21 protein-coding genes are annotated in these 22,654 nt (G+C 57.5%); 8 read left to right on the top strand and 13 right to left on the bottom strand.

Annotated elements, in window-relative coordinates; all coding sequences use genetic code 11:
- Positions 1 to 49: 49 nt before the first annotated feature.
- Positions 50 to 1,231 (top strand): saccharopine dehydrogenase family protein, encoded by a 1,182-nt coding sequence (locus BOSE62_RS05560; protein ID WP_159643117.1) that lies wholly within the window; start codon positions 50 to 52, stop codon positions 1,229 to 1,231.
- Between the two features lie 107 nt (positions 1,232 to 1,338).
- On the top strand, positions 1,339 to 2,106 hold the full coding sequence (locus tag BOSE62_RS05565; RefSeq protein WP_159643119.1) for a metallophosphoesterase family protein: 768 nt from the start codon (positions 1,339 to 1,341) through the stop codon (positions 2,104 to 2,106).
- Positions 2,107 to 2,179: 73 nt separating this feature from the next.
- Here the strand turns inward: BOSE62_RS05565 and ctrA are convergent, their stop codons facing one another.
- A complete protein-coding gene (ctrA, locus tag BOSE62_RS05570) occupies positions 2,180 to 2,887 on the bottom strand; it encodes a response regulator transcription factor CtrA (protein WP_100094627.1) in 708 nt (235 codons plus the stop codon).
- 364 nt (positions 2,888 to 3,251) lie between these two features.
- On the opposite strand from ctrA, the gene arfB reads away from it, so the two are divergent.
- The 3 genes from arfB (at position 3,252) to BOSE62_RS17355 (ending at position 5,767) form a co-directional block, all read left to right on the top strand.
- The gene (gene arfB, locus BOSE62_RS05575; RefSeq protein ID WP_159643121.1) at positions 3,252 to 3,650 is read left to right on the top strand and encodes an alternative ribosome rescue aminoacyl-tRNA hydrolase ArfB; all 399 of its coding nucleotides are present in this window, start codon (positions 3,252 to 3,254) and stop codon (positions 3,648 to 3,650) included.
- A gap of 84 nt (positions 3,651 to 3,734) precedes the next feature.
- The gene (locus BOSE62_RS05580) at positions 3,735 to 4,220 is read left to right on the top strand and encodes a GAF domain-containing protein (protein ID WP_159643123.1); all 486 of its coding nucleotides are present in this window, start codon (positions 3,735 to 3,737) and stop codon (positions 4,218 to 4,220) included.
- A gap of 161 nt (positions 4,221 to 4,381) precedes the next feature.
- The gene (locus BOSE62_RS17355; RefSeq protein ID WP_236553856.1) at positions 4,382 to 5,767 is read left to right on the top strand and encodes an RcnB family protein; all 1,386 of its coding nucleotides are present in this window, start codon (positions 4,382 to 4,384) and stop codon (positions 5,765 to 5,767) included.
- Positions 5,768 to 5,867: 100 nt separating this feature from the next.
- Here BOSE62_RS17355 and BOSE62_RS05595 read toward each other — a convergent pair whose 3' ends face one another.
- The 4 genes from BOSE62_RS05595 to BOSE62_RS05610 form a co-directional block, all read right to left on the bottom strand.
- Positions 5,868 to 6,632, bottom strand: a complete 765-nt coding sequence (locus BOSE62_RS05595) for an arginyltransferase (protein WP_159643125.1) — start codon at positions 6,630 to 6,632, stop codon at positions 5,868 to 5,870.
- A 174-nt stretch (positions 6,633 to 6,806) separates the two neighbouring features.
- Positions 6,807 to 7,043 (bottom strand): hypothetical protein, encoded by a 237-nt coding sequence (locus BOSE62_RS05600; protein ID WP_159643127.1) that lies wholly within the window; start codon positions 7,041 to 7,043, stop codon positions 6,807 to 6,809.
- 195 nt (positions 7,044 to 7,238) lie between these two features.
- Positions 7,239 to 8,909 (bottom strand): amidohydrolase, encoded by a 1,671-nt coding sequence (locus tag BOSE62_RS05605; RefSeq protein ID WP_159643129.1) that lies wholly within the window; start codon positions 8,907 to 8,909, stop codon positions 7,239 to 7,241.
- Positions 8,910 to 8,923: 14 nt separating this feature from the next.
- Positions 8,924 to 9,796, bottom strand: coding sequence for an NAD(P)-dependent oxidoreductase (locus tag BOSE62_RS05610; protein WP_159643131.1), 873 nt, complete (start codon positions 9,794 to 9,796; stop codon positions 8,924 to 8,926).
- A gap of 75 nt (positions 9,797 to 9,871) precedes the next feature.
- Here BOSE62_RS05610 and BOSE62_RS05615 point away from each other — a divergent pair, with 75 nt between their 5' ends.
- Together BOSE62_RS05615 and asd are read left to right on the top strand one after the other, a co-directional pair.
- Positions 9,872 to 11,113, top strand: coding sequence for a threonine ammonia-lyase (locus tag BOSE62_RS05615; RefSeq protein ID WP_159643133.1), 1,242 nt, complete (start codon positions 9,872 to 9,874; stop codon positions 11,111 to 11,113).
- A 21-nt stretch (positions 11,114 to 11,134) separates the two neighbouring features.
- The gene (asd, locus tag BOSE62_RS05620; RefSeq protein WP_159643135.1) at positions 11,135 to 11,989 is read left to right on the top strand and encodes an archaetidylserine decarboxylase; all 855 of its coding nucleotides are present in this window, start codon (positions 11,135 to 11,137) and stop codon (positions 11,987 to 11,989) included.
- A 935-nt stretch (positions 11,990 to 12,924) separates the two neighbouring features.
- Here the strand turns inward: asd and BOSE62_RS05625 are convergent.
- The 4 genes from BOSE62_RS05625 to BOSE62_RS05640 all read right to left on the bottom strand — a co-directional run bounded on the left by BOSE62_RS05625 (position 12,925) and on the right by BOSE62_RS05640 (position 18,330).
- Positions 12,925 to 14,424: a tryptophan 7-halogenase gene (locus BOSE62_RS05625; RefSeq protein WP_159643137.1), complete on the bottom strand. Its 1,500-nt coding sequence runs from the start codon at positions 14,422 to 14,424 to the stop codon at positions 12,925 to 12,927.
- The gene (locus BOSE62_RS05630; RefSeq protein ID WP_236553857.1) at positions 14,421 to 15,956 is read right to left on the bottom strand and encodes a tryptophan halogenase family protein; all 1,536 of its coding nucleotides are present in this window, start codon (positions 15,954 to 15,956) and stop codon (positions 14,421 to 14,423) included. The genes BOSE62_RS05625 and BOSE62_RS05630 overlap by 4 nt, the downstream gene beginning before the upstream one ends.
- A gap of 75 nt (positions 15,957 to 16,031) precedes the next feature.
- Positions 16,032 to 17,165: a dihydropteroate synthase gene (folP, locus tag BOSE62_RS05635; RefSeq protein WP_159643139.1), complete on the bottom strand. Its 1,134-nt coding sequence runs from the start codon at positions 17,163 to 17,165 to the stop codon at positions 16,032 to 16,034.
- A 13-nt stretch (positions 17,166 to 17,178) separates the two neighbouring features.
- Positions 17,179 to 18,330, bottom strand: a complete 1,152-nt coding sequence (locus BOSE62_RS05640; RefSeq protein ID WP_159643141.1) for a site-specific DNA-methyltransferase — start codon at positions 18,328 to 18,330, stop codon at positions 17,179 to 17,181.
- Positions 18,331 to 18,631: 301 nt separating this feature from the next.
- Here BOSE62_RS05640 and BOSE62_RS05645 point away from each other — a divergent pair, with 301 nt between their 5' ends.
- A complete protein-coding gene (locus tag BOSE62_RS05645; protein WP_159643143.1) occupies positions 18,632 to 19,693 on the top strand; it encodes an acyl-CoA desaturase in 1,062 nt (353 codons plus the stop codon).
- Here the strand turns inward: BOSE62_RS05645 and BOSE62_RS05650 are convergent.
- The 4 genes from BOSE62_RS05650 to glmM are packed head-to-tail and all read right to left on the bottom strand — an operon-like array spanning position 19,690 to position 22,545.
- Positions 19,690 to 20,247, bottom strand: a complete 558-nt coding sequence (locus BOSE62_RS05650; RefSeq protein ID WP_159643145.1) for a ribonuclease HII — start codon at positions 20,245 to 20,247, stop codon at positions 19,690 to 19,692. The two genes, BOSE62_RS05645 and BOSE62_RS05650, sit on opposite strands and share 4 nt — an antisense overlap.
- Complete coding sequence (thiD, locus tag BOSE62_RS05655) at positions 20,244 to 21,017, bottom strand: bifunctional hydroxymethylpyrimidine kinase/phosphomethylpyrimidine kinase (protein ID WP_236553858.1); 774 nt, start codon at positions 21,015 to 21,017, stop codon at positions 20,244 to 20,246. Before thiD ends, BOSE62_RS05650 begins: the two co-directional genes overlap by 4 nt.
- The gene (locus tag BOSE62_RS05660; RefSeq protein ID WP_159643149.1) at positions 21,014 to 21,205 is read right to left on the bottom strand and encodes a hypothetical protein; all 192 of its coding nucleotides are present in this window, start codon (positions 21,203 to 21,205) and stop codon (positions 21,014 to 21,016) included. Before BOSE62_RS05660 ends, thiD begins: the two co-directional genes overlap by 4 nt.
- Positions 21,205 to 22,545, bottom strand: a complete 1,341-nt coding sequence (gene glmM, locus BOSE62_RS05665; protein WP_159643151.1) for a phosphoglucosamine mutase — start codon at positions 22,543 to 22,545, stop codon at positions 21,205 to 21,207. Before glmM ends, BOSE62_RS05660 begins: the two co-directional genes overlap by 1 nt.
- Positions 22,546 to 22,654 lie beyond the last annotated feature (109 nt).

Below are 22,654 nucleotides of genomic sequence, written 5' to 3' on the forward strand. Positions count from 1 at the left end.
AGCGGGCAAAATCAATTCAACGATCAAACAATCTGCAGGAGAGCCGGTCATGTCCGTAGCAAAAGAATTCGACGTCATCATCTATGGTTCCACCGGCTATACCGGCCGTCTGGTTGCCGAATATATGGCGCAGCAATATGGCATTGGCGAAGACGCTCCGAAATGGGCGATGGCCGGACGGAGTCTGGAAAAGCTCGAGGAAGTCCGCGATCTTATCGGCGCGCCAAAAGACACACCGCTGGTCGTCGCCGATTCCGATGATGCCGCGTCGATCGACATGATGGCCAGCCGCACCAAGGTGGTGCTGACCACCGTCGGCCCCTATCAACTTTACGGCGACGAGCTCGTCGCCGCCTGCGTCAAGAACGGCACCCATTATGTCGATCTGTGCGGCGAACCGGGCTGGATGCGGGCGATGATCGACCAGCATCAGGAAGCGGCGGAAAAGTCCGGAGCGCAGATCTGTTTCTCCTGCGGTTTTGACTCGATACCGTTCGATCTCGGCGTGTTGATGCTGCAGAAGGAAATAAAAAAGCGTTTCGGCAAGCCGGCAGCCCGCGTAAAAGGCCGGGTGCGCGCGATGGAAGGCACATTTTCCGGCGGCACTGCTGCCAGCCTGAAAGAAACTATGAAGGCGATTGGCAAAAATCCCGGTCTGGTGAAAATTCTGTCGAGCAGCTTCGGTCTGACCCCCGGTTTCGAAGGGCCGGATCAGCCCAATATGCTGATCCCGAAATATGACAAGACCATCGACAGCTGGGTGGCCCCCTTCATCATGGCGGCGATCAACACGAAAAATGTCCACCGGACCAATTTCCTTCTCGATTTCCCGTTCGGAGAAGATTTCAAATATGACGAAATGGTCGTGACGAGCCCCGGCGATCTCGGCAAACAGGCTGCGGAAATGGTGGCAAAAGCCAATCCTTTCGGCGGTGACGATGCGCCCAAGCCAGGCGAAGGCCCAACCAAGGAACAGCGTGAAAATGGATTTTATGACATCCTGTTTCTCGGCGAGACCGAAGATGGCGAAGCCGCCACCTTGTGCGTCAAGGGCGACAAGGATCCCGGCTATGGTTCGACATCCAAGATGATCGCGGAATCCGCGCTCTGTTTGGCCCAGGACAAGATTGCGAAAGGCGGCGGCGTCTGGACACCGGGCGCGCTGATGGGCAGGCAACTGGTCAAACGCCTGGAAGCCAAGGCCGGTCTGAGCTTCGTCGTCGAAAGCTGACGGCGAACCGTGGCTGTCCGGACAGTCTCTGTTAATTAGTTGCGTGTTACGGAAATTTCGTGTCTCGACCTTGAAACTCCGTATTTCAGGACAAATTTATTAGCATCATGCTGAATCGTCTTCTTCGCAGAAAAAAGGCTCCCAGCCCGATTGACCAGGCGACCATTCCCGACGGTCGTCGGGTTTATGCCATTGGCGATGTCCACGGCCGCAACGACCTGCTGCTCCAGCTCTTGGACCAGATCATCAAGGATGACAGCGAGCGGGACAATGCCGAAAGCGAGATCATCTTTCTCGGCGACCTGGTCGACCGTGGCCCGGACAGCGCCGGCGTGCTCGACACGGCAATGCGGATCAGGGAAGAATTGGGTAGTGTCCGCTTTCTGATGGGCAATCACGAGGAAGTCTATCTCGCGGCCGCGACCGGCGAGGAAAAGTCCGTGCGCTTCTTCAATCGAATTGGCGGGCGCGAAACGATCCTGAGCTATGACATCAGCATGAAGGAATATATCGAGCTCGATATGGTGCAGCTGGCAGAGCGCGTACGCAACCTGTTTCCTAAAGAGCATATCGATTTTATCGCGAGCTTCGAGGACCATATCACTATTGGCGACTATGCCTTTGTCCATGCCGGGATACGTCCCGGCCTGCCGATTTCCGAACAGCGGCAGAAAGACCTGCGCTGGATCCGCGAGGATTTCCTGACCGTACAGGAAGCACATGAAAAGGTGATTGTCTACGGTCACACCATATCGGAAGAGGTCGTGGAAGCTGGCAACCGCATCGGTATTGATACCGGCGCTTATTATTCCGGCAAGCTGACGGCCTTGGCCCTGCAGGGGACGGATCGCTGGTATCTCGACACCGCTGCATAGAGAAACGGCGGAAACCGCTAGGCCCCGCCGTTTTAGTCTGAAACACAGACATTCATGATGGAATTTTAGCCGTTCAGGCGACCTGCGCGGTCGGAGCGAGCTCTTCTTCCATATCGCGCAGGACATAGCCCCTGCCCCACACGGTCTCGATGTAATTCTCGCCGCCGCACGCCAGCGACAGTTTCTTGCGCAGCTTGCAGATAAACACGTCGATAATCTTGAGTTCCGGCTCATCCATCCCGCCATAGAGATGGTTGAGGAACATTTCCTTGGTGAGCGTCGTTCCCTTTCGGAGGGAGAGCAGCTCGAGCATCGCGTATTCCTTGCCGGTCAGATGAACACGATTGCCATCGACTTCAACCGTCTTGGCATCCAGGTTCACGGCCAGCTTGCCGGTCCGGATGACGCTCTGCGAATGGCCCTTGGACCGACGCACAACCGCATGGATACGCGCTACCAGTTCGTCCCGGTGGAACGGCTTGGTGACATAATCATCGGCACCGAAGCCGAAGCTGCGAACCTTGCTGTCCATTTCGCTGATACCGGAAAGGATAAGAACCGGCGTCTGCACTTTCGCAACGCGAAGCTTCTTGAGTACGTCATAACCATGCATGTCCGGCAGGTTAAGATCGAGCAATATGATATCATAATCATAGAGCTTGCCCAGATCGAGGCCTTCCTCGCCCAGATCCGTTGTATATACGTTGAAACCTTCGGTTGTCAGCATCAGCTCGATTGCTTTTGCGGTCGTTGGTTCATCTTCAATCAGCAGCACGCGCATCAGGCAGCCCCTTTTTCTTAATTGCTCGCTCCGGATCGATCATGTTGCCGACCCGATGGATCATTTATTAACCATAAGATGAATGAACGTAAAAGGTTAATTTTTCCCTAAGGCAGGATTCAGCACGAGTCGCGAGCAGCCCAGGGACTCTGTAACCCGCAGAAATGAGTCGTTTCAGGACTCCTGCCCTTCCCCGAAAAAAAATTAACATTTTGCCATTTCCGGCACCATTTTATCAATATCCGGCCCAAATCAGTCCGGATTTGATCCGGATATGTTTAAGATTGATGGTATTCTCACCGCTAATGACGGGCTTCGGCCACTGGGTCTGTCGCCCGGCGGCATATGCCGCTAGTAGCTTTACATGGTTGAAATTCCGGAAAGCGCGATAACCGAAACATTTCTCGCCGCCAGCGGTCCCGGCGGCCAGAATGTCAACAAGGTGGCCACCGCAGTACAAATGCGGGTGAATATCTATGCGCTCGGTCTGCAGCCATACGCCTTTCACAAGCTGAAAGCCCTGGCCGGTCGAAAGATGACCAGCAGCGGAGAGCTGGTGCTGACCGTGCGCGAATTTCGCACCCGCGAAGCCAATCGGGCAGAAGCCAGACGACGCGTGGCCGAAATGATCGAGCAGGCGCATCAACGGGACGCCCGGCGGATAAAGACCCGCCCGAGCCGGGCCGCCAAGGCACGCAGAGTCGATAAAAAGAAGAAAAAATCCTCGGTGAAGAAAATGCGCGGCAAGCCTGTCCTTGACTGAGCCCATGATTGACAGGCTGGCCTGTCGGATCGGAAACGGTTAAGAGGCCGCCAATCAAAACGAAGCCCGAAAGACGAACCATCTATGCTGGACATTGCAATCGATCCGGACCAACCGGCCGCAGAACTTTACGCCGACTTGACGTCTTTTGCCGCTGCCCTTGTGGACGGGGAACCGGATGCGATTGCCAATATGGCCAATATCGCCGCGCTGATCTGGCAATATGTGCCGGAACTCAACTGGGCCGGCTTCTATCGGGTAGTGGATGGTGAACTGGTGCTGGGTCCGTTTCAGGGAAAGACCGCCTGTATCAGAATCGCCATCGGATCCGGCGTTTGCGGGGCGGCGGCAGCCACGGGCAAGGTCCAGCGGGTCGCCGATGTCCATGCCTTTCCCGGTCATATCGCCTGCGATGCCGACAGTCGCAGCGAGCTGGTCGTACCGGTCTTCAAGGATGGTGTGGTCGTTGCGGTCCTCGATCTCGACAGTCCCCGCCCCGACCGTTTCCGGCAAGCGGACGAGGCCGGTATGGTCCGGATTATCGAGACAATTGCCAACAATCTTGGTTAACGACGGGGTAACCAACTTGCCCCATTTCGAGACAAAACGCTAAATCAACTCTATTTTACAAGCGGCTAATGGTCAAAGCCCCTGAAATTTGGTAAATGTTCATTAACCAGATTTCGATCGGACCTGCTTGGCGCATGTCTGAAACTAGGGAGTTGTTAACCATGAAGACCCTGTTACTTACCAGCCTTGCCGGTGTTTTTGCATTGGCACCTGGAGCGGCGATTGCCGCTATCGACTCGCCCCCTGACGGTGCCGCACCGCTTCCGGTCGACCTTTCCTTTGCTTCTCCGGAAGCGCTGGCCGATCCGGCTGCAGGCACCAAGTCCATGAAACGCATGGGCAACCGGCAGATGCGGAAAATGGGGAATATGGGACATGTGAAGGGTAATCGCCATGCAAACAGCTATGTGCGCCGCGGCCGCATGGGCTATGACCGCAATTACCGCAAACCCCACCGGGGTTTTCGCCTTCCCAGAACCTATATCCAGCCCAGCTATTTCATCGGTAACTTCGGCTATTATGGTCTCAGCCAACCGAATTACGGCTATGGCTGGTCGCGCTATTATGACGATGCCGTGCTGACCGACCGCTATGGCGTGGTCCAGGACGCGCGCTATAATGTCGACTGGGACCGCTACAATCAGGGCCATCAGGACGGCTATCGCGACGGATATGCAGCCTATGATCCAGGTGTGTTCGCTGGTGATGACCGGGTCGTTGCCACACCCGGCGCCTACAGGCACGGCGACCAGTCCACCTATCAGGGCGACTGGCAGGGGGCCTATCGCGAAGACGGCAGCTATCAGGGCGAATGGCAGGGAACCTATCGGGATGCCGACGGACAGGTCTATCAGGGACAATATTCCGGGACCTTCATCGGCGACGGCAATGTGACGCCCCACTGGAATTCGGAGAGCGAAGTCCGCGAAGGATATCATGCATCCTATCCGGACGAGCGCGGATATGATCGCCAGCGTGCGGAAGATTTGGCCTATCTTGAACGCTGCAAAGAAAGCAGCGGCATTGGCGGAGCATTGGTTGGCGGCGCGATTGGCGCCTTGGCCGGCAATCGTATCGCTGGCAGAGGCAACCGGCTGGCCGGATCGCTGATCGGCGGCGGAGTAGGCGCGGTTGCAGGCGCGGCAATCGATCAGGGCACCGATCGCTGCCGCAAGCTGCTCAAGCAATATGGATATGACCAGCAGCAAACAAGCCGGCATCGGGAATATAGCCGCGAATATCCGCCGGTACAGCATCATCGCCCGCAGCCACCTCAGGGTCATCCAGTCTATCCCAGTGGCTGGAACGGACAATATAGCCCGGCCTATTATTATCCGCAGGCGCAACAGCCCATGGTCACGACGATAGTCATCCAGTCAGCACCGGTTACGACCACAACGACAACGACCTATATCGAAGAGGAAGTGGTCTATTCCCAGCCGAAGCAGAAGAAGCGCTGGAAACCGGCGGCCAAGAAAGTCTGGAAACCGGCACCGAAGGCCGTACCGCTGAAAGGTTGTCAGCAGGCCCGCTGCCTGTACGATTGATCCACCAATCCATGAACGCAAAAAGGCCTGCCAACCACATCCGGTTGGCAGGCCTTTTCATATCCTTATGATTTTATAAGCCTGGTCCGTGATCGAACGGTCAGCCGGGGCATTGCGCCTTGATAAAGGCGATCGCATCCAGACGCTGCCATCCGTCGGGACCAAGCCGTTCGAGCGGACGGAACCGGACCTTATATTCCATTTGCGGCGAGCCATCGACCCAGTAGCCGAGATAGACATAGGGCAACCCGGCAGACCGGGCGCGCAAGATATGATCCATGATGATATAATTGCCGAGACCAGCGCGCTCGCCATGTTCCGCGTCGAAGAAACTGTATATCATCGACAGGCCATCACCCTGTTGGTCAGTGAGGCAGGCTCCAACCAGACGGCCCTTGCTTCCGTCTTCTGTCGGTTCGCGATATTCGATCACAAAACTTTTAACCGGAGACTGCTCGACCATGTCGGAATAGTCCATCTCGTCCATTTCCGCCATGCCACCACCTGGGTGGCGCTTGGCGAGATATTTCTGCAGCAATTGAAATTGCTCGTCGGTGGCCCAAGGCTCACAGGCTTCGACCACCAGATCATTATTGCGGCGGATCAGCTTTCTTTGCGTGGCACTGGGACGAAATTCGTCCGTCAGAACCCGAACCGAGACGCAGGCTTTGCAGTCCAGGCAACTGGGCCGATAGGCCACATTCTGGCTGCGCCGGAACCCGATCCGTCCGAGCGCATCATTCAGTTCTTCTGTATGGGGGCCGTTCAGCTCGGTAAAAACCTTGCGTTCACTTTTTCCTGGCAGATAGGGGCATGGGCTGGGGTTTGTTACAAAGAATCGCGGAAAGCGAACGGGTGCAGTCACAAAGCCAGCCTTTTGTTACATTCTTGAGAATCGACCAGCTTAATATGCAGCCCGACACACAAAATGAAAAGGCGATTTACCACAATCGTTCACAATAATAGCGATCAGGCAATTGCAAAAAAACGGGGCAAAAATTGCCCCGTTTTCATTTCAGAACATATTTGTATTGTCGGCTCAGGGGCTTGTAGGCTCATCGTCACCGTCGGCAATGATGATGATGCCCGCAATCACCGCAGCAGCCGCCAGAAGCGCAATCAGAATGCCATTTTCGCCTTCCAGCTTTTCGAGATTTCCTGGCGTAGCGTCGGTCCGCTGGATAGCAGAGGAAACGCTGTTGCTTGATTGCGCGGCAACGGGGGAAGCGGCCAACGTGAGGGATGCAAGGCTGGCAGCCATGGTAGCGAATTTCATATAATGCTCCAATCAGGTCTTGTGTAAGATTTAAAAGTCCGGAACCGAACTTCGATGCGCCCTGTTGAATTCCGGAGGCTTTCCCAAACAGTCAGCCTCCGTGAAACCTTATTTATCCTAATTGCCGATTCGTCGCAACAAGGTTGCGAAACTGATAGGCCAATCGAAAAACCATTCCCTATCCGGCCCGAATGATCACTTCCGGACATAGGCAGGCTTGCCTGCTATCCATGTCTGCATGACCTGCATTTCCCGGATCTGGGCCGGTGTCGCCAGCATGATATCCTGCTCGACTATCAGAAAATCCGCCCTTTTACCGGGTTCCAGCGTTCCCAGCCGGTCTTCCGCAAAAGCAGCAAAGGCCGCGCCATAGGTATAGGCCTGCCAGGCTTGTACGCGATTCAGCCGCTCTGCCGGCATCCACCCGCCGAACGGCTGACCGTCGGCATCCTCGCGGGTCATCGCCGCCGCCAGCCCGGCAAAGGGATTGGGGGATTCCACCGGAACATCGGTACCGAACGCTAGGCGGGCACCGGAATCGGCCAGTGATTTCCACGCATAGGCACCGTTCAGGCGGCCCGGCCCAAGCCGCGCTTCGGCCATCAGCCGGTCGGAAATCTGGTGCACCGGCTGCATCGAGGCAATCGTGCCGGTAGCAGCAAAACGGCCGATATCGACCGGGTCGATGATCTGCGCATGCTCAACCCGCCACCGCCTATCGCCCTTGTAGGTGACCCGCAATTCCTCAACCGCCGACAAAATCTCGTCATTGGCCCTGTCGCCGATTGCATGGACCGCGGTCTGGAAGCCGTCCATGGCGGCGCGGCTCATTTTGTTCTTGAGTTGCGCTGATCCGAGCATCGCCAGCCCGCGTTCGCCGGGCTTGTCCGCATAGGGTTGTTTCAGCAGAGCGCCGCGCGAACCCAAGGCACCATCGAGATACAATTTGACCCCTGCCAGTTTCAGATGATCCTCATAGAGCCAGGGTGAAGGCGCCGGGCCGGCAATCGCTACCATGTCCTCGATACCCGAGGCATAAGATATGATCCGGATCTTCAACTGGCCCTTGTCCCCTGCCCGGCGAAAGCTTTGCCAGTCCTGCATCGTCGTGCCCATGTCGGCGATCGACGTCACGCCATTGGCCAGCAAAATTTCCTGCGCCTTGGCAAACGCCAGATCGCGCTCCACCGGACGCGACGCGGGGATCGCAGCCTCGAACAATGTCATTGCCGCATCAACGAAAATACCGGTCGGCTTGCCACCGACCTTCTCGATCGAGCCGCCGCTGGGTGATTTGGTAGAACTTGAGACATCTGCGGCCTTCATCGCTGCGCCATTGACCCAGGCCGCATGACCGTCGACGCGGGAAAGATATACCGGGCGGTCGGGGACCACGCCATCCAGCTCCGCCGCCGTCGGGAAACGACCGAGCCCCCAGATTTCCTGGTTCCAGCCATTGCCGATGATCCAGGGCTTGCCCGGATTATCAGCAGCATATCGAGCGATCTTGGCGAGCGCTTCGTCCAGCGTCCTGCTATCGGATAGATCCAGCGTCAGTGCGCCAAAGCCCACGCCCATGACATGGCCGTGCGCATCAAAAAAGCCGGGGATCAGCGTGCGCCCCTTGCCGTCAAACTGGAAATCCACCTCGCGCGGCCGCTTGCCCTTGCGGTCTAGCAGTTGCTTCACCCTGCCCTCGTCGTCAACCAGCAGCGCGGCAAAGCGGATCAGCTTGCCTTCGGCGTCGAGCGTCATGCCGTTGACATTTTCAATCAGACTGTCGGCCAGTGCTGCACCGGGCAGAAGGAAAATACTCGCTGCTATCGCGCCGCAAATCGCGCCCGTTTTCTTCAACCTGCCGCTCATATCCTGCGCCCTCTCTATTGTCGTTTCGGGAGGCGGGATATCAATGAACTCGTATCATTGCGCCCGCCGCCGGCGGCCTGCACCTCGGCATAAAATTGGTCAACCAGCGCCGCGACCGGGATCGTCGCACCATTGGTCCGGGCTTCTTCCATCGCCAGCCCCAGATCCTTGCGCATCCAGTCGACGGCAAACCCGAAATCGAACTTGTCTTCGGCCATGGTCGCCCAGCGATTGTCCATTTGCCAGCTTTGTGCTGCACCGCCGGAAATTGCCGCGTAAACCTTGTCGAGATCGAGCCGGCTGGCCTGGGCAAAGCGCAGCGCCTCGGACAGGCCTTCCAGTACCCCGGCAATGGCGATCTGATTGCACATTTTTGTCGTCTGGCCGGCGCCGGTACGACCGACATGGACGATCCGCCCGGCATAAGCGGTCATGATCAGTTCGGCCGCGGCAAAGGCTTCTGCGCTGCCACCGCACATGATCGATAAAGTGCCGTTTTCCGCGCCGGCCTGACCGCCGGAAACCGGTGCGTCGACGACATGGATTCCGCGCCCCTCCGCTTCTACCGACAATTGCCGGGCAATCCGTGCCGATACCGTGGTGTGGTCGATGAACAGGGCAGCGGAAGCCATCGTCGAAAAGGCGCCATCGCGTCCCATGGTGACTGAGGCAAGATCATCGTCATTGCCGACACAGGTGATCACTATCTGCTTGTCGCGCGCTGCCTCGGCGGGGCTTTCGGCGATTTTTCCGCCATGTTCGGCCACCCATGTCTCGGCCTTGGCCCTGGTCCGGTTGTAGACGGTAAGTTCGTGCCCGGCTGCAGCCAGATGTCCGGCCATCGGGCCACCCATCACCCCGATCCCGATAAATGCAATTTTTGCCATAATATTCCCCAAGCTGTTGCACGGCCATAATCATTGTTTCCCTCGATGACCAGATGCGTTAGGGGCACAGGCGATATGAATGATATGCAAAAATCCGCCCTTCCTTCCTTCGATTTCGAGGACGTCAAAGCCGCGCACGACCGGATCAAGGATCGTGTCGTCCATACGCCGACGCTGAAGAGCATTACCCTGTCCGAACTGAGCGGTGCCGAGGTCTATCTCAAATTCGAGAATCTTCAGTTCACCGCCGCTTATAAGGAGCGGGGCGCGCTGAACGCCTTGTTGCTGATGGATGAAAGCAAGCGCAAGGCCGGCGTCATCGCCGCATCCGCCGGCAATCATGCCCAGGGGCTGGCCTATAACGCCAAGAAACTTGGCATTCCGGCGACTATCGTCATGCCAAGCACCACACCGATGGTGAAGGTCGAGCAGACCCGCGGCCATGGGGCCGAAATCGTCATCTTTGGTGGCAATTATGACGAAGCTTACGCCCATGCCATGGAGCTCGCTGACCAGCGTGGCCAGACCTATATCCACGCGTTCGACGATCCGCGTGTGGCGGCCGGACAAGGTACGGTGGCCATCGAGATGCTGGAAGCCATTCCCGATCTCGATCGCCTGATCATCCCGATCGGCGGCGGCGGGCTATTCTCCGGCATGGCAACCGCAGCCAGCGCCATGAAACCGGATATCAAGATGACCGGCGTCCAGGCCGCGCTCTATCCCAGCATGTATGGCAAGCTGACCGGCAAGCCCGTCACCGCCGGCGGCGACACGCTGGCCGAGGGTATCGCCGTGCGCAATCCTTCCGAATTTACCGCCGCAATCATCCAGAAATATATCGACGAGATTTTGCTGGTCAGCGAAGCCCAACTCGAGGGCGCGGTCAGCCTGCTGCTGCAGATCGAGAAGACCGTGGTCGAGGGTGCCGGCGCCGCCGGTCTCGCGGCGCTGCTCGCCAACAAGGAAAAATTCGCCGGCGAAAAAGTCGGCCTCGTCCTGTGTGGCGGCAATATCGACACCCGGTTGCTGGCCAATGTCCTGCTGCGCGATCTCGCCCGGTCGGGCCGCCTCGCCCGTCTCCGCCTGCATCTGCGCGACCAGCCCGGCGCGCTCTACAATGTGGTGAAGCAATTTGCCGAGCATGAGGTGAATATCATCGAGGTCTATCACCAGCGGGTTTTCACCAACCTGCCGGCCAAGGGGCTGATCACCGACATCGAGTGCGAGGCGAAGGACCGCGAGCAACTCGAAGGCCTGATCGCCGATCTCAACAAGGCCGGCTATGATGTGCGTCAGGTAGAACTGGCCGATTGAGCGATTGATGCGAGTGAAAAATTGTTCGAACGTCTGAAAGTCGCGTCCCAGTACATCCTGCCAAAGCGGGGCCTTACCAGCTTGGCCGGTCGCATTGCCGAGGCGGAACGGGGTGCGCTGACGACCCGGCTGATACGCTGGTTTGTCGGCAAATATGCGGTCGATATGAGCGAGGCCGGAAATCCGGACATCGCCAGCTATAACAGCTTCAACGCCTTCTTCACCCGCCCGCTCAAGGCCGGCGCGCGACCGATTACGGAAGCGGATTTTGCCTGCCCCGTGGACGGCGCGATCAGCCAGCTTGGTGCGATTGATGACCAGAGAATCCTTCAGGCCAAGGATCATCTGTTTACGACCACCGCGTTGCTGGGCGGCGATACAGCTCTGGCAGCAGAGTTTCGCAACGGCAGCTTTGCCAATGTCTATCTGTCGCCCAAGGATTATCATCGCATCCATATGCCTTGTGACGGCAGGCTTGAGAGCATGACCTATGTGCCGGGCGCGCTGTTTTCCGTTAATCCCGCCACGGCGCGCCGCGTGCCCAACCTTTTCGCGCGAAACGAGCGGGTGATATGCGTGTTTGAATCACCGGAGCATGGCACGTTCGCGATGGTCCTGGTCGGTGCTACCATCGTCGGCAGCATGGCAACGGTGTGGCACGGCGTCGTCAAGCCAAAGCCCGCGAACAAGATCACGCAGTGGACCTATGCCGACCAGAATATCGCGCTCAAAAAGGGCGAGGAGATGGGACGTTTCCTGCTCGGCTCTACGGTAGTCATGCTGTTTCGTCCGAACACCATCGCTTTTTCCGCCGACTGGGCGCCGGAGCGACCGGTACGGCTCGGCGAAACAATGGGCCATCGTCCCGGTTTTTGACGTCTATCGATAGCTGATGTTACACAGAGCCGAGCGCGCGTGCGCACGGTTAGTCCACAATGGTCTCAGGAATTTCAGCATTTAGCCTGAGATACCGGCAAAGCAGACATTGCGCTCGCTTTGTGGGGCCTTCGGCTAACGCCCCAGTATCGGTCATTCATGATATCTGGCTCTAGTGTCCGCTTTGGGCGCAAAAGGAGACCTTAATTGCAGCGGCCAATATTGTATCTTGAGATGCGATCATGACGACAAAGCAAGAAAAAGCTCGACGAATGGAAATCAGAAAGAAAACTGGTTCAAGAGCAATCGTCCCTCCAGCCAAAAATGATTACCGAAGAGGTGGTTATTTGGTTGCACATGCTTGCTTTAGTTGTCGCACGAGTTTCAAAATCGAACCGCGAGACGATTTAGCACCCTGCCCGAACTGTAGCTCCCCGCTAGCATTGATGGGTAGATCGTTCAAAGCTCCGAAAAAATCCAACATCATGCAGTGGAGGAAAGTCGAAAAACTGTGGCTGGCCGGTATCCGTTTTCCAACGAACTCGTACAAACGATTTCCATGGCCAAAAAGATGGCAAGACGTTGATAAACTTTTCGATGAGGTTCCGAAAACCATACGGTGGTATCACGAAGTTTATCGACCTCGACAACTCAAGCTTGAGCGCAAAAACGAAAAATCTATATGATGCAGGCCTAATGTCCGCTTTCGAAACGAAGCCGCCGTTAAAAATCGCAGATGTCAATTTCTGCTCTCCACCCAATCCCGGCCACCCCACGAACCCATGAATGCCGTCCGCTTTCGAGATATCGCGTACCTAGTCCAAACGGTTGTGGTACCCTCGGCATCGCGCATGCCGCGCCAGATCTGAAGCGTCTGACCACCGACCTCGATAAAACGGTCCATGACATCCGGCAGGTGGAACGGACAGACCGGATCAAGTGAACGGTTCGAAGCCGGGGCGAGCGGGAACATCTCTGTTCAACGGCAGGGCGGCAAGCGCCCTGTCGAAGGCACTCGTGAGATTCTTCAACCGGCGGGGCATCGTCGTCATATCCAGCGAACGCGCCATCGGATCGACACGCCTGGGAACGACGCCAAAGCCGATCATCAGGTCGATCCAGCTCTGCTCGTCGAATATTTCGCCTTCAAAGGCGACGAACCGGCCCCGGCTCCGAAACTGATCAATTTTTCTGGCCAGGCTGTCCGGCATTGGCTGCGAGGCAAAGCCTGACCATGGTCCATCGCTCCGCCCGTTGAGCGCAAAGGGCAACAGGATGAAATCACGTATCTGCTCCACAACGGTCAGCTGCCGCCGATTGAATGCCCTGGCCTCGACCGCCATGCCGGTGCGAGTGGGCAGCAGATCCGCAAGAATGACAGCCTGCTGGTGCAACATCGTCATGTCGGCAGATAAAAAGGGCCCGAGACAAGCCGAGGCACTGCCCAGTCGCACGAGATTGCCGTTCCAGGGTCGCCCGCAATAGCCGGGATCCAGCCGGCTTTCCTGACCCTCGCGGCCGACAAGCGCTTGTGCTTCTTCACTGGTCAAAAGACCGGACCAGTAGAGGAGCTGCACGCTGTTGCTTTCGCGCAGCGGCGCGCTGATAAGCAATCCTCCCTCGATCGCCCGCGCCACAACATGGTTGTCGTCCCCGCACCATGGACCGGCTTTGCTGGCAGATACCAACCGGTCAAAAGGCAGCCGTCCGGCGATGGAGGTCCAATCCGAATTCAGGATATCATTGGTCAGCCGGCTCAGGTCTCCGGACAGATCGATAAAGAAATCGGCATCCACGACAGCGCCGTTGTCGAGTGAAATCCGGCGGATGGTTCCACTATCCGTGCACATATTCACGGCCTGTGGCCTGGCCTCGACAATCTTCGCCTGCGTCCGGTCAACACGCTGTTTGCACATTGCGGCATATTCGGCCCGGTCAATCTGGACGGTTGGTCTCAACATGTTGAGCGGGGAACGCGGATCGGGGGACTGAAAAGCAAATTTGCCCGCGGCCAAGGCCCGGGCGGGCAATCGAAAGGGCTGGTAGAGATAGGGCAGTCGCTCTCGCTGGTCGTAAAGCTCCGCCGCCCGCAGCATGATCTGGTGAATAGCGATATCATCGACCGCCGGCAGGGTCCCCGACCCGGCCAGGAAAAAGCGGCTGTCGCCATGCTGCCAGTCCCTTAACTCGCATCCCAGAGTGAATATCGCGCTATTGGTCTTTTGCAGCTCCTCGGCACCGACACCAAGCCTCGCCAGCAGCGGATCATCGAGGCGGATGGTAACGGCCGCCGGTTCGACCGGGACCGCGTCTTCTACCAGAACCAGCGCGATATTGTCCGGCAATTCATGAGCGAGCAAGGCCGCGACCGGCCAAAGCTCGCAGCTCTTTCCGAAAAGAGCGATCCGCCTTACGGGTTGCTTTGCTCCGCTCATTGCATGTCCCCATTCGAACCAGCAAATTTAGCCCGATAAGTCTCGATAAAGGCGAGATGTTCGCTCATCCGCCCGGCACTATCATCAATCGCGGCTTTGATCCGCTGAAGCGCAGCAGAACGGCGATCAGCAGCCATGGCATCAACCCGCAAATCCCAGGTTTTGGGAAGGAGATTCTGGCCGATGAAGACGGACAGCCAACTTGCTGGCTGAAACAGACCCTGATCATATTGCGGGACCAGTCCGCGCCGTTCAAACGCTTCGACCTTCTCGCGCAGGCTGTCAGGCCAGGCCATCTCCCGCATGTCCCGCCAGAACGGCTCCTCGCGCTGGTTGAGTACATAGTGCAACATCAGAAAATCACGCACACGATCAAATTCAAGATCCATCAACCGGTTATATTCGTCGGCATCCGAAGCGGCGCACTGCTTTTCGGGAAAAAATGCGAGCAGGTTCATGATTCCACTCTGGATCAGGTCGATGCTGGTCGATTCCAGCGGTTCGAGAAAACCGCCGGACAGGCCGATGGCGATGCAGTTACGGTTCCACAATTTCTTGCGCTTGCCGGTCTTGAAGAACAGTTGTTTCGGTTCTGCAATCGGCTCGCCCTCCAGATTGTCCATCAGCATGTCGACCGCGTCCTGATCACGGATATAGCGGTCGCAATAGACATGACCGTTGCCGATCCGGTGCTGCAGCGGAATGCGCCACTGCCATCCGGCAGAGCGGGCAGTCGAGCGGGTGAACGGACCGACCGGGTCGCTGATCGCGCAGGGAACGGCAAAAGCCCGGTTGCAAGGCAGATAGTCGCTCCAGTCGGCAAAGCCGGTTTGCAGTTCCTGTTCGATCAGCAGTCCGCGAAAGCCGGAACAGTCAATGAACAGGTCGCCCGTTATCTGCTCGCCGGATTCAAGCGTGAGCGAGCGGATGAAACCATTGTCTCCGTCGCATTTTACCGACACGACCTTGCCCTCGATCCGTCGGGTCCCGCGCGCCTCTGCATATTCGGCGAGAAACACGGCATAGAGGCTGGCATCAAACTGGAAAGCATAGGAATAAGACTGCAAAAGCGAGTCCGGATTGCCCGGCGGCAGATTGAATTTCAGGCGCCGTGCCGCCGCGATTGGCAGGCTGTAGCGGCCGAATTCTTCCGCCGCGCCTTCCGCTCGCGCTTTGACCCAGTAATGATGAAAGTCAGCCGGACCGATCGGTTCGCCATGCACGCCAAACGGGTGGATATAGTGATCACCTGTCTTGCCCCAGTCGCGAAACTCTATGCCAAGCTTGATGGTTGCGCTGGTTCGCCCCATCAATTCCGCTTCCTTGATCCCGAGCATCCGGTTGAAGTCGCGAATTTGCGGTAGCGTTGCCTCGCCGACACCCACGGTGCCGATTTCCGCCGATTCTATCAGACGGATATTCGTACCGGTCGTTGCGAGCCTGTGGGAAAGCGCAGCTGCCGTCATCCAGCCCGCCGTACCGCCGCCGACAATGACAATCTCCCGGATGCTTTGTTCGGAGCGGTCTTTCAATGCGTTTCCCCGATGCTTGCTTGATCAAGACAAGGGACAGACTGCCCGATTATTGCCCTTTCGCCAAACGGATAATCAGCGCGGTGCGGTAACCCCGGCATCACGCATCCCGCGCCATATCTGCATGGCCTGAACCGTTTCGGGGACGTCGTGCACCCGGACGATCTGTGCGCCTTGCTGGATGGCGTGGTGGGCAAAAGCGATCGAGCCGCCGAGCCGCTGGTCGACCGGCGCTTCCCTGGATAGAGCACCGATCATCCGCTTGCGGCTGGCACCGATCAGCAACGGCTGGCCGAGCGCGTGGAACATCGCGATATTGTTCATCAGGGCAAGATTGTCGGTTAGCGACTTGCCGAAGCCGAGGCCCGGATCGATGATGATCTTGTCGCGCTCGAAGCCTGCCGCGACCACCTCGGCGACCCGCTGCTCCAGCCAGTCGAGCGTATCGGTGACGATATTGCCATAGCCCTCGCCCTTGTGCGGGTCCTTGCCGCTGGAGGGCGCGTGCATCAAGACCACCGGGAGACCGGACACGCCGGCCACTTCGAGCGACCTCTTGTCGTGCAGCAAGGCCGAGACGTCGTTGATCAGATGCGCGCCTGCGGCGATCGCTGCCTCCATCACCGCCGCCTTGCGCGTGTCGACCGAAAGGACAGCACCGCAATGGGCCAGTCGTTCGACGACCGGAACCACGCGCTTGATTTCATCGCCTTCCCAGACCGGATTGGCACCGGGCCGCGTGCTCTCACCGCCAATGTCGAGGATCGAGGACCCGGCAACCGCCATCGCCAGACCGGCTTCGGCCGCTTTTTCCGGATCATCCTGGTGCATGCCGCCGTCGGAGAAACTGTCGGGCGTTATATTGAGGATGCCCATGACATGCGGTTGATCAAAGCGGATCGTCCGGTCACCACACTTTAGCGCCGGGTGCTGGCGGGTAAGATTGGCGAATAATTCCTGCGCGCGCTGCGCCAGCGGCTCCGGAAGCGCATGCGCCCATTCCGGCCATTGCGTGATATTGACCAGACCTCGCCGGTTTGGACAACCGGCCTCGACTATCAAATATTCGATCTGAGAAAACCAAGTTAAACTATTGTTTAAACGCTGGTTTTTATCGGTATTCCATTGCGGACTATCTACCAGTCCAACAGGTTTCAGATAGAGCCTGCTATCCGCTCCACATGCTTCCAGTTCTTCCAGTTGGCTCATGATGTCACCCCTATCAGGGTTCGGTGGCCAGCAAATAGGTCTGCCGCAGATTGTCGATCGGCTTCAGGTCCTTGCCATCCTTGTAATACCAGTAGGTCCAGCCGTTACAGCTCGGAGCATCCTGCACGGCCGCACCGATCTTGTGGATCGAGCCTTCCTGGCCTTCCCAGATTACCGAACCGTCCGCACGGACCTTGACCTTGTACTTGCGGTTCTTGCTGCACAGTTCGTCACCAGGCTTCAGATAGCCGGTTTCGACTAGCGTTCCGAAAGCAACCCGCGGCTTCGCTTTGGGTGACTGCATGGTTTTGAGTGCGCTTTCGTCAAGTGGCAGGGCTTCGGCGATGCGCTGTTCGGCGACTTCGCAATAGCTGTCCTCTTTTTCACAACCGATCCATTCCCGTCCCAGACGCTTGGCAACCGCTCCAGTCGTACCGGTGCCGAAAAACGGATCGAGCACCACGTCTCCGGGATTGGTCGTCGCCAGCATCACCCGGTAAAGCAAAGCTTCCGGCTTCTGGGTCGGATGCGCCTTGGTCCCGTTGCGTTTCAGCCGTTCCTGACCGCCGCAGATCGGCATTACCCAGTCGCTGCGCATCTGCAATTCGTCATTGAGATTCTTCATCGCGCGATAGTTGAACGTATATTTCGACTTTTCCGATTTCGACGCCCAGATCAGGGTTTCATGCGCATTGGTAAAACGGGTGCCCTTGAAATTCGGCATTGGATTGGCCTTGCGCCAGATGATGTCGTTGAGGATCCAGTAACCGAGATCCTGCAGCGAAGCGCCGACCCGGAAGATATTGTGATAGCTGCCGATCACCCACAGGGAACCATCGGGCTTGAGAATGCGTCGCGCTTCCGCCAGCCAGGCCTTGGTAAAGGCATCATAGGCAGCAAAGCTGTCAAACTGGTCCCAGGCATCGTCCACAGCGTCTACCTGCCCGCCTTCCGGACGGTAAAGATCACCCCCCAGTTGCAGGTTATAGGGCGGATCGGCGAAGATCATATCGACCGATGCATCGGGAAGCGATGCCATTGCCGTGATACAGTCCATCTTCAGGATCTGCCCGAGCGGCAGTTCGGCCGCCTTCTTGGTAGTACGTGTTCCAGCGCTTGGCGCGGTGCGTGTCTTGGGCGCCTGAATGCGCTCGATAATCCCCATGAAACTCAATTCCTTTTTTCGATCGCGCCCGTGGTGAGTCCCAAATCGCCCGCGGTCAAGGCCGTTAACATAGGTTAAAGGCGTATCTTAATGGTTAACGGAAACTTTGCCGACGAGAACGAAACGAGTCCGTCACCAGATATGGAGTCGTCGCCGCCGGACGCGACTCAATCCCTAGTGGTGTGGCGCAAAAGACTCGTTGGCGAAAATTCTTCGGAAAAAATCTGGAATTTTTCAAAAATCAAATTTGTTTCACAAAAGCCGCATTCGGACTATAAACGTAAAAACCAGTAAAGCTCGGATGAGCAACAGCCCAGGGGCCGGTGAACAGATGGCACGCAATTTTCGCGATCAGTATCAACATGAAAATGGCATTTCCCAGGAAAGCGACGAACCCCGTCCGCATCCCGGCGTAATCGTCGGCGGCGCAGCCGGACGCGAGAAACGCAAGGAATATGCGATTGTCTTCGGCTCCAAGATTTTCGGCTCGATTGCAGCCATCTGGTATATGTTCACCTATGATACCGGCTGGGTCGAATGGTCGGCTTTCATCGCTGGCTATATCATACTGATGCTCGGCATAGTGCTCGGTTTCCATCGCTATTATTCGCACAAGGCCTTCGAAACCTCGGTGCCGATGCAATATATCCTGGGTGGTATGGCGCAGATGTCAATCCAGTCGTCGGTCTTGCGCTGGGCCACCGACCACCGCCGACATCATGCTCATACCGATGAAATCGGAGACGTGCACAGCCCCTGGCTCGATGGCCGCGGCCGCCCGACCAGCAGGCTCAAGGGCATGTTCCATTCCCATTTTGGCTGGTTCATGGACGATTGCGTCACCGACACCAGCATCTATGGCAAAGGCCTGGCCGACAATGATGTTGTGCTCTGGCTGCACAAGACCCGTTGGTACTGGCTGGTTTTCTCGCTGATTATCTTCCCCGGTATCTGGGGCCTTGTTTTCGGTGGCTGGGACCATGTAATCAGCACTATCCTGATTGGCGGCTATTTCCGGACATTTGTCGTCCTGCAGATCACGCTCGGCATTTCCAGCTACGCCCATGTGGTCGGATCACAGCGCCATACCAAGGGTGTGGGCACTGCCAAGAACAGCTTCATATTCTCGCTGCTGACGCTGGGCGAGGGATGGCATAACAACCACCACAAGCATCCGCGCGCCAGCTTTCAGGGCATGGCCTGGTGGGAGATCGACATCGCTGGCTATATCCTGCTGCTGCTGGAGAAAATGGGTCTGGTGTGGAACGTCACCCGCCAACCGAAATATATCAAGAGCGAGAGCGGCGAATGGGTTCTGGCAGAGCGCAAGATCGCGCCAAAACGCGCGGAAGTCGAAGCCTAGAGCATTTCCATCTGGGCGACCGGCGCGAAGCTTCTGCGGTGTAGTGGCGTCGGTCCATATTGCCTGAGCGCCGCCAGATGCTCGGCCGTGCCATAGCCCTTGTTCCGTTCCCAGCCATATTGCGGATATTGTTCGGCTGCGGCGATCATCAACCGGTCGCGAAATTCCTTGGCGAGAATGGAGGCGGCCGAAATACAGGGATGCAGCGCGTCCCCGCCAATCACCGCTTTGGCTGAATAGGTCCATTTCGGCAAGCGGTTGCCATCGACCAGCACATGATCGGGGACGGCATCCAGCCCTTCCACCGCGCGTGTCATCGCCAGCATCGTTGCCTGCAAGATATTGATCTCGTCAATCTCGGCCTCGCAGCATTGGGCAATCGAGAAACGGGCACAATCGATGATCTGCTGCTCGAGCCGCGCCCGTTTTTTTGCCGTCAGTTTCTTGCTGTCATCCAGCTCTGCGATCATGTGATCGTCAGGCAGGATGACGGCGGCTGCAACCACGGGCCCCGCAAGTGGCCCCCTGCCCACTTCGTCAACGCCCGCGATCACCGCTCCTCATCCTGAAAATCGGTGACAAACTGGTGGCCAAGCGGGCCGCTGCCTTCACCGAGCCCCGGTGCTTCCAAAATCGCGATACGGGTGAATGATATGGCCTGCTCGAACGCTGCGTTCAACGCCAGTCCACGACCGAGACCGACCGCGAGCGCACTGGCGAAGGTGCAGCCGGTACCATGGGTTTGGCTGCTATCGATCCGTTTCCCCTCAATCCGTCTGACCAGGCCGCTTGGTGCATGAAGCTCGTCAATGACCACGGCCCCCTCTCCATGTCCGCCCTTGATCACCAGATGGCAGCCATGGCCCAAAATCTCGTCCTTGCCGCCCAGCGCTTCCAGTTCCGGCAGATTGGGCGTAACCACTGATGCCACGTCCATCAGCTTGCCAAACGCCGATATTGTCTCTGCGTCCGCCAGGATGCTGCCGCTCGTCGCGATCATCACCGGATCGAAGACAATGGCGATGCCCAGCTTCTGCAGATAGTCCGCCACCGCTAGCGCTGCCTCCGCGCTCCCGATCATGCCGATCTTGACCGCATCGACTCCAATATCGCTGACCACGGATTCCATTTGCTGGATGATCATTTCGGTCGGCAGCTGGTGGACGGCCTGCACGCCGAGCGTGTTCTGCGCGGTAATCGCAGTGATCGCTGTCATTGCGTGACCGCCCAGCATGGTAATGGTCTTGATATCCGCCTGGATACCGGCCCCACCGCCACTGTCCGAGCCGGCAATCGACAATATCCGCGGACAGCGAGTAGTCACAGGAACAATGGCCCGACCTGGACGATTAAAAACCATTCAAGAGCGCCGGCGAGCAGGACGATGGGAAGCCAGAACCGGCGGAAAAAACCGCGCGCAAAGATATAGACGAGCAGCGTCACGAGAACCGGCAGGATCAGTCCCATCACCACAATGGTTCTGGCATCCATGGCGTCGAGGAATCCCAGCATCAGCTCGCAACTTCCTCTACTACCGCGCAAATCCGGTCAACGACAGCATTTACCTGAGCCTCGTCGTCACCTTCGGCCATCACCCGGATCAGCGGTTCGGTGCCCGATTTGCGGATCACCAGACGGCCGCTGCCTTCGAGTTCCCTTTCCGCTTCCGCGATCACCGCCTTGACCTTTTCGCTCTCGAGCGGCTGGCCGTCACTGTAACGCACATTCTTGAGCAATTGCGGGACCGGATCAAAAAGGTGCAGCAATTCGCTCGCCGGTTTGCCGCTATCGACCAGTTCACCGAGCACCTGAAGCGCGGCAACGGTGCCGTCTCCGGTGGTTCCGTGATCGAGCAGGATCATATGCCCCGACTGCTCGCCGCCGACATTATAGCCGCCCTTCTTCATCTCCTCCAGAACATAGCGGTCGCCGACCTTGGCCCGCACGAGATCGAGATTCTGCGCGTTGAGAAATCTTTCCAGCCCGAGATTGGACATCACCGTGGCAACGATACCGTCCCCGCGGAGCAGGCCGTTCCGGCTCCAGCTCCAGCCGAGCAGAGCCATCAGCTGGTCGCCGTCGACCACCTGGCCCTTTTCGTCGACCACGATCAAGCGGTCCGCATCCCCGTCCAGCGCGATACCGATATGCGCGCCGGAAGCAACGACGGTTTCCTGCAAGGTCGCGACATCCGTCGACCCGCATTTGTCATTGATGTTCAAACCGTTGGGACTGATCCCGAGAGTCACAACCTCGGCGCCCAGTTCCCAAAGCGCAGAAGGCGCCACCTGATAGGCCGCGCCATTGGCGCAATCGCAAACGATCTTCAGGCCATCCAGACGGATATGATCGGGCAAGGACATTTTGACGGCGTGAATATAGCGGCCGCGCGCATCTTCGAACCTTTTGGCGCGGCCGATATCCGCTGCCGGCGCAAGTTTTGCCTCTTCTTCAAGATAGGATTCGATTGTGAATTCATCTTCGTCGGACAGCTTGAATCCGTCCGGCCCGAATAATTTTATGCCGTTGTCATAATAGGGATTATGGCTGGCCGAAATCATCACGCCCAGATCGGCCCGCATCGAACGGGTCAACAGCGCCACTGCCGGCGTTGGCATAGGACCAACCTGGACAACGTCCATTCCGACGCTGGTAAAACCGGCGACCAGCGCATTTTCCATCATATAGCCCGACAACCGGGTATCCTTGCCGATGACCACACGGTGCCGGTGGTTGCCCCGCTGGAAATGCCGACCGGCGGCCTGCCCCACCTTCATCGCGATTTCGGCTGTCATTGGATGTGCATTGGTCAGACCGCGAATGCCGTCGGTACCAAAAAATTTCTTCGCCATATTCAACTATGTCCCGCCATGATCGCGCCCGTTGCGCCTATCTCTAGCCGATGGATCGGCAGGAAACCAAGAGACAATGGCGATGACAGCAAATTTTACGAACAATCGC

The sequence above is a fragment of the Sphingorhabdus sp. 109 genome, from assembly GCF_902506555.1.
Taxonomy (GTDB): domain Bacteria; phylum Pseudomonadota; class Alphaproteobacteria; order Sphingomonadales; family Sphingomonadaceae; genus Parasphingorhabdus.

Bases quoted from the DNA above. Each gene is read 5' to 3' on its own strand.
- BOSE62_RS05560 (WP_159643117.1), top strand. From the start codon at position 50: ATGTCCGTAGCAAAAGAATTCGACGTCATCATCTATGGTTCCACCGGC.
- BOSE62_RS05565 (WP_159643119.1), top strand. From the start codon at position 1,339: ATGCTGAATCGTCTTCTTCGCAGAAAAAAGGCTCCCAGCCCGATTGAC.
- ctrA (WP_100094627.1), bottom strand. From the start codon at position 2,887: ATGCGCGTGCTGCTGATTGAAGATGAACCAACGACCGCAAAAGCAATC.
- arfB (WP_159643121.1), top strand. From the start codon at position 3,252: ATGGTTGAAATTCCGGAAAGCGCGATAACCGAAACATTTCTCGCCGCC.
- BOSE62_RS05580 (WP_159643123.1), top strand. From the start codon at position 3,735: ATGCTGGACATTGCAATCGATCCGGACCAACCGGCCGCAGAACTTTAC.
- BOSE62_RS17355 (WP_236553856.1), top strand. From the start codon at position 4,382: ATGAAGACCCTGTTACTTACCAGCCTTGCCGGTGTTTTTGCATTGGCA.
- BOSE62_RS05600 (WP_159643127.1), bottom strand. From the start codon at position 7,043: ATGAAATTCGCTACCATGGCTGCCAGCCTTGCATCCCTCACGTTGGCC.
- BOSE62_RS05605 (WP_159643129.1), bottom strand. From the start codon at position 8,909: ATGAGCGGCAGGTTGAAGAAAACGGGCGCGATTTGCGGCGCGATAGCA.
- BOSE62_RS05610 (WP_159643131.1), bottom strand. From the start codon at position 9,796: ATGGCAAAAATTGCATTTATCGGGATCGGGGTGATGGGTGGCCCGATG.
- BOSE62_RS05615 (WP_159643133.1), top strand. From the start codon at position 9,872: ATGAATGATATGCAAAAATCCGCCCTTCCTTCCTTCGATTTCGAGGAC.
- BOSE62_RS05625 (WP_159643137.1), bottom strand. From the start codon at position 14,424: ATGAGCGGAGCAAAGCAACCCGTAAGGCGGATCGCTCTTTTCGGAAAG.
- folP (WP_159643139.1), bottom strand. From the start codon at position 17,165: ATGAGCCAACTGGAAGAACTGGAAGCATGTGGAGCGGATAGCAGGCTC.
- BOSE62_RS05640 (WP_159643141.1), bottom strand. From the start codon at position 18,330: ATGGGGATTATCGAGCGCATTCAGGCGCCCAAGACACGCACCGCGCCA.
- BOSE62_RS05645 (WP_159643143.1), top strand. From the start codon at position 18,632: ATGAGCAACAGCCCAGGGGCCGGTGAACAGATGGCACGCAATTTTCGC.
- BOSE62_RS05660 (WP_159643149.1), bottom strand. From the start codon at position 21,205: ATGCTGGGATTCCTCGACGCCATGGATGCCAGAACCATTGTGGTGATG.
- glmM (WP_159643151.1), bottom strand. From the start codon at position 22,545: ATGGCGAAGAAATTTTTTGGTACCGACGGCATTCGCGGTCTGACCAAT.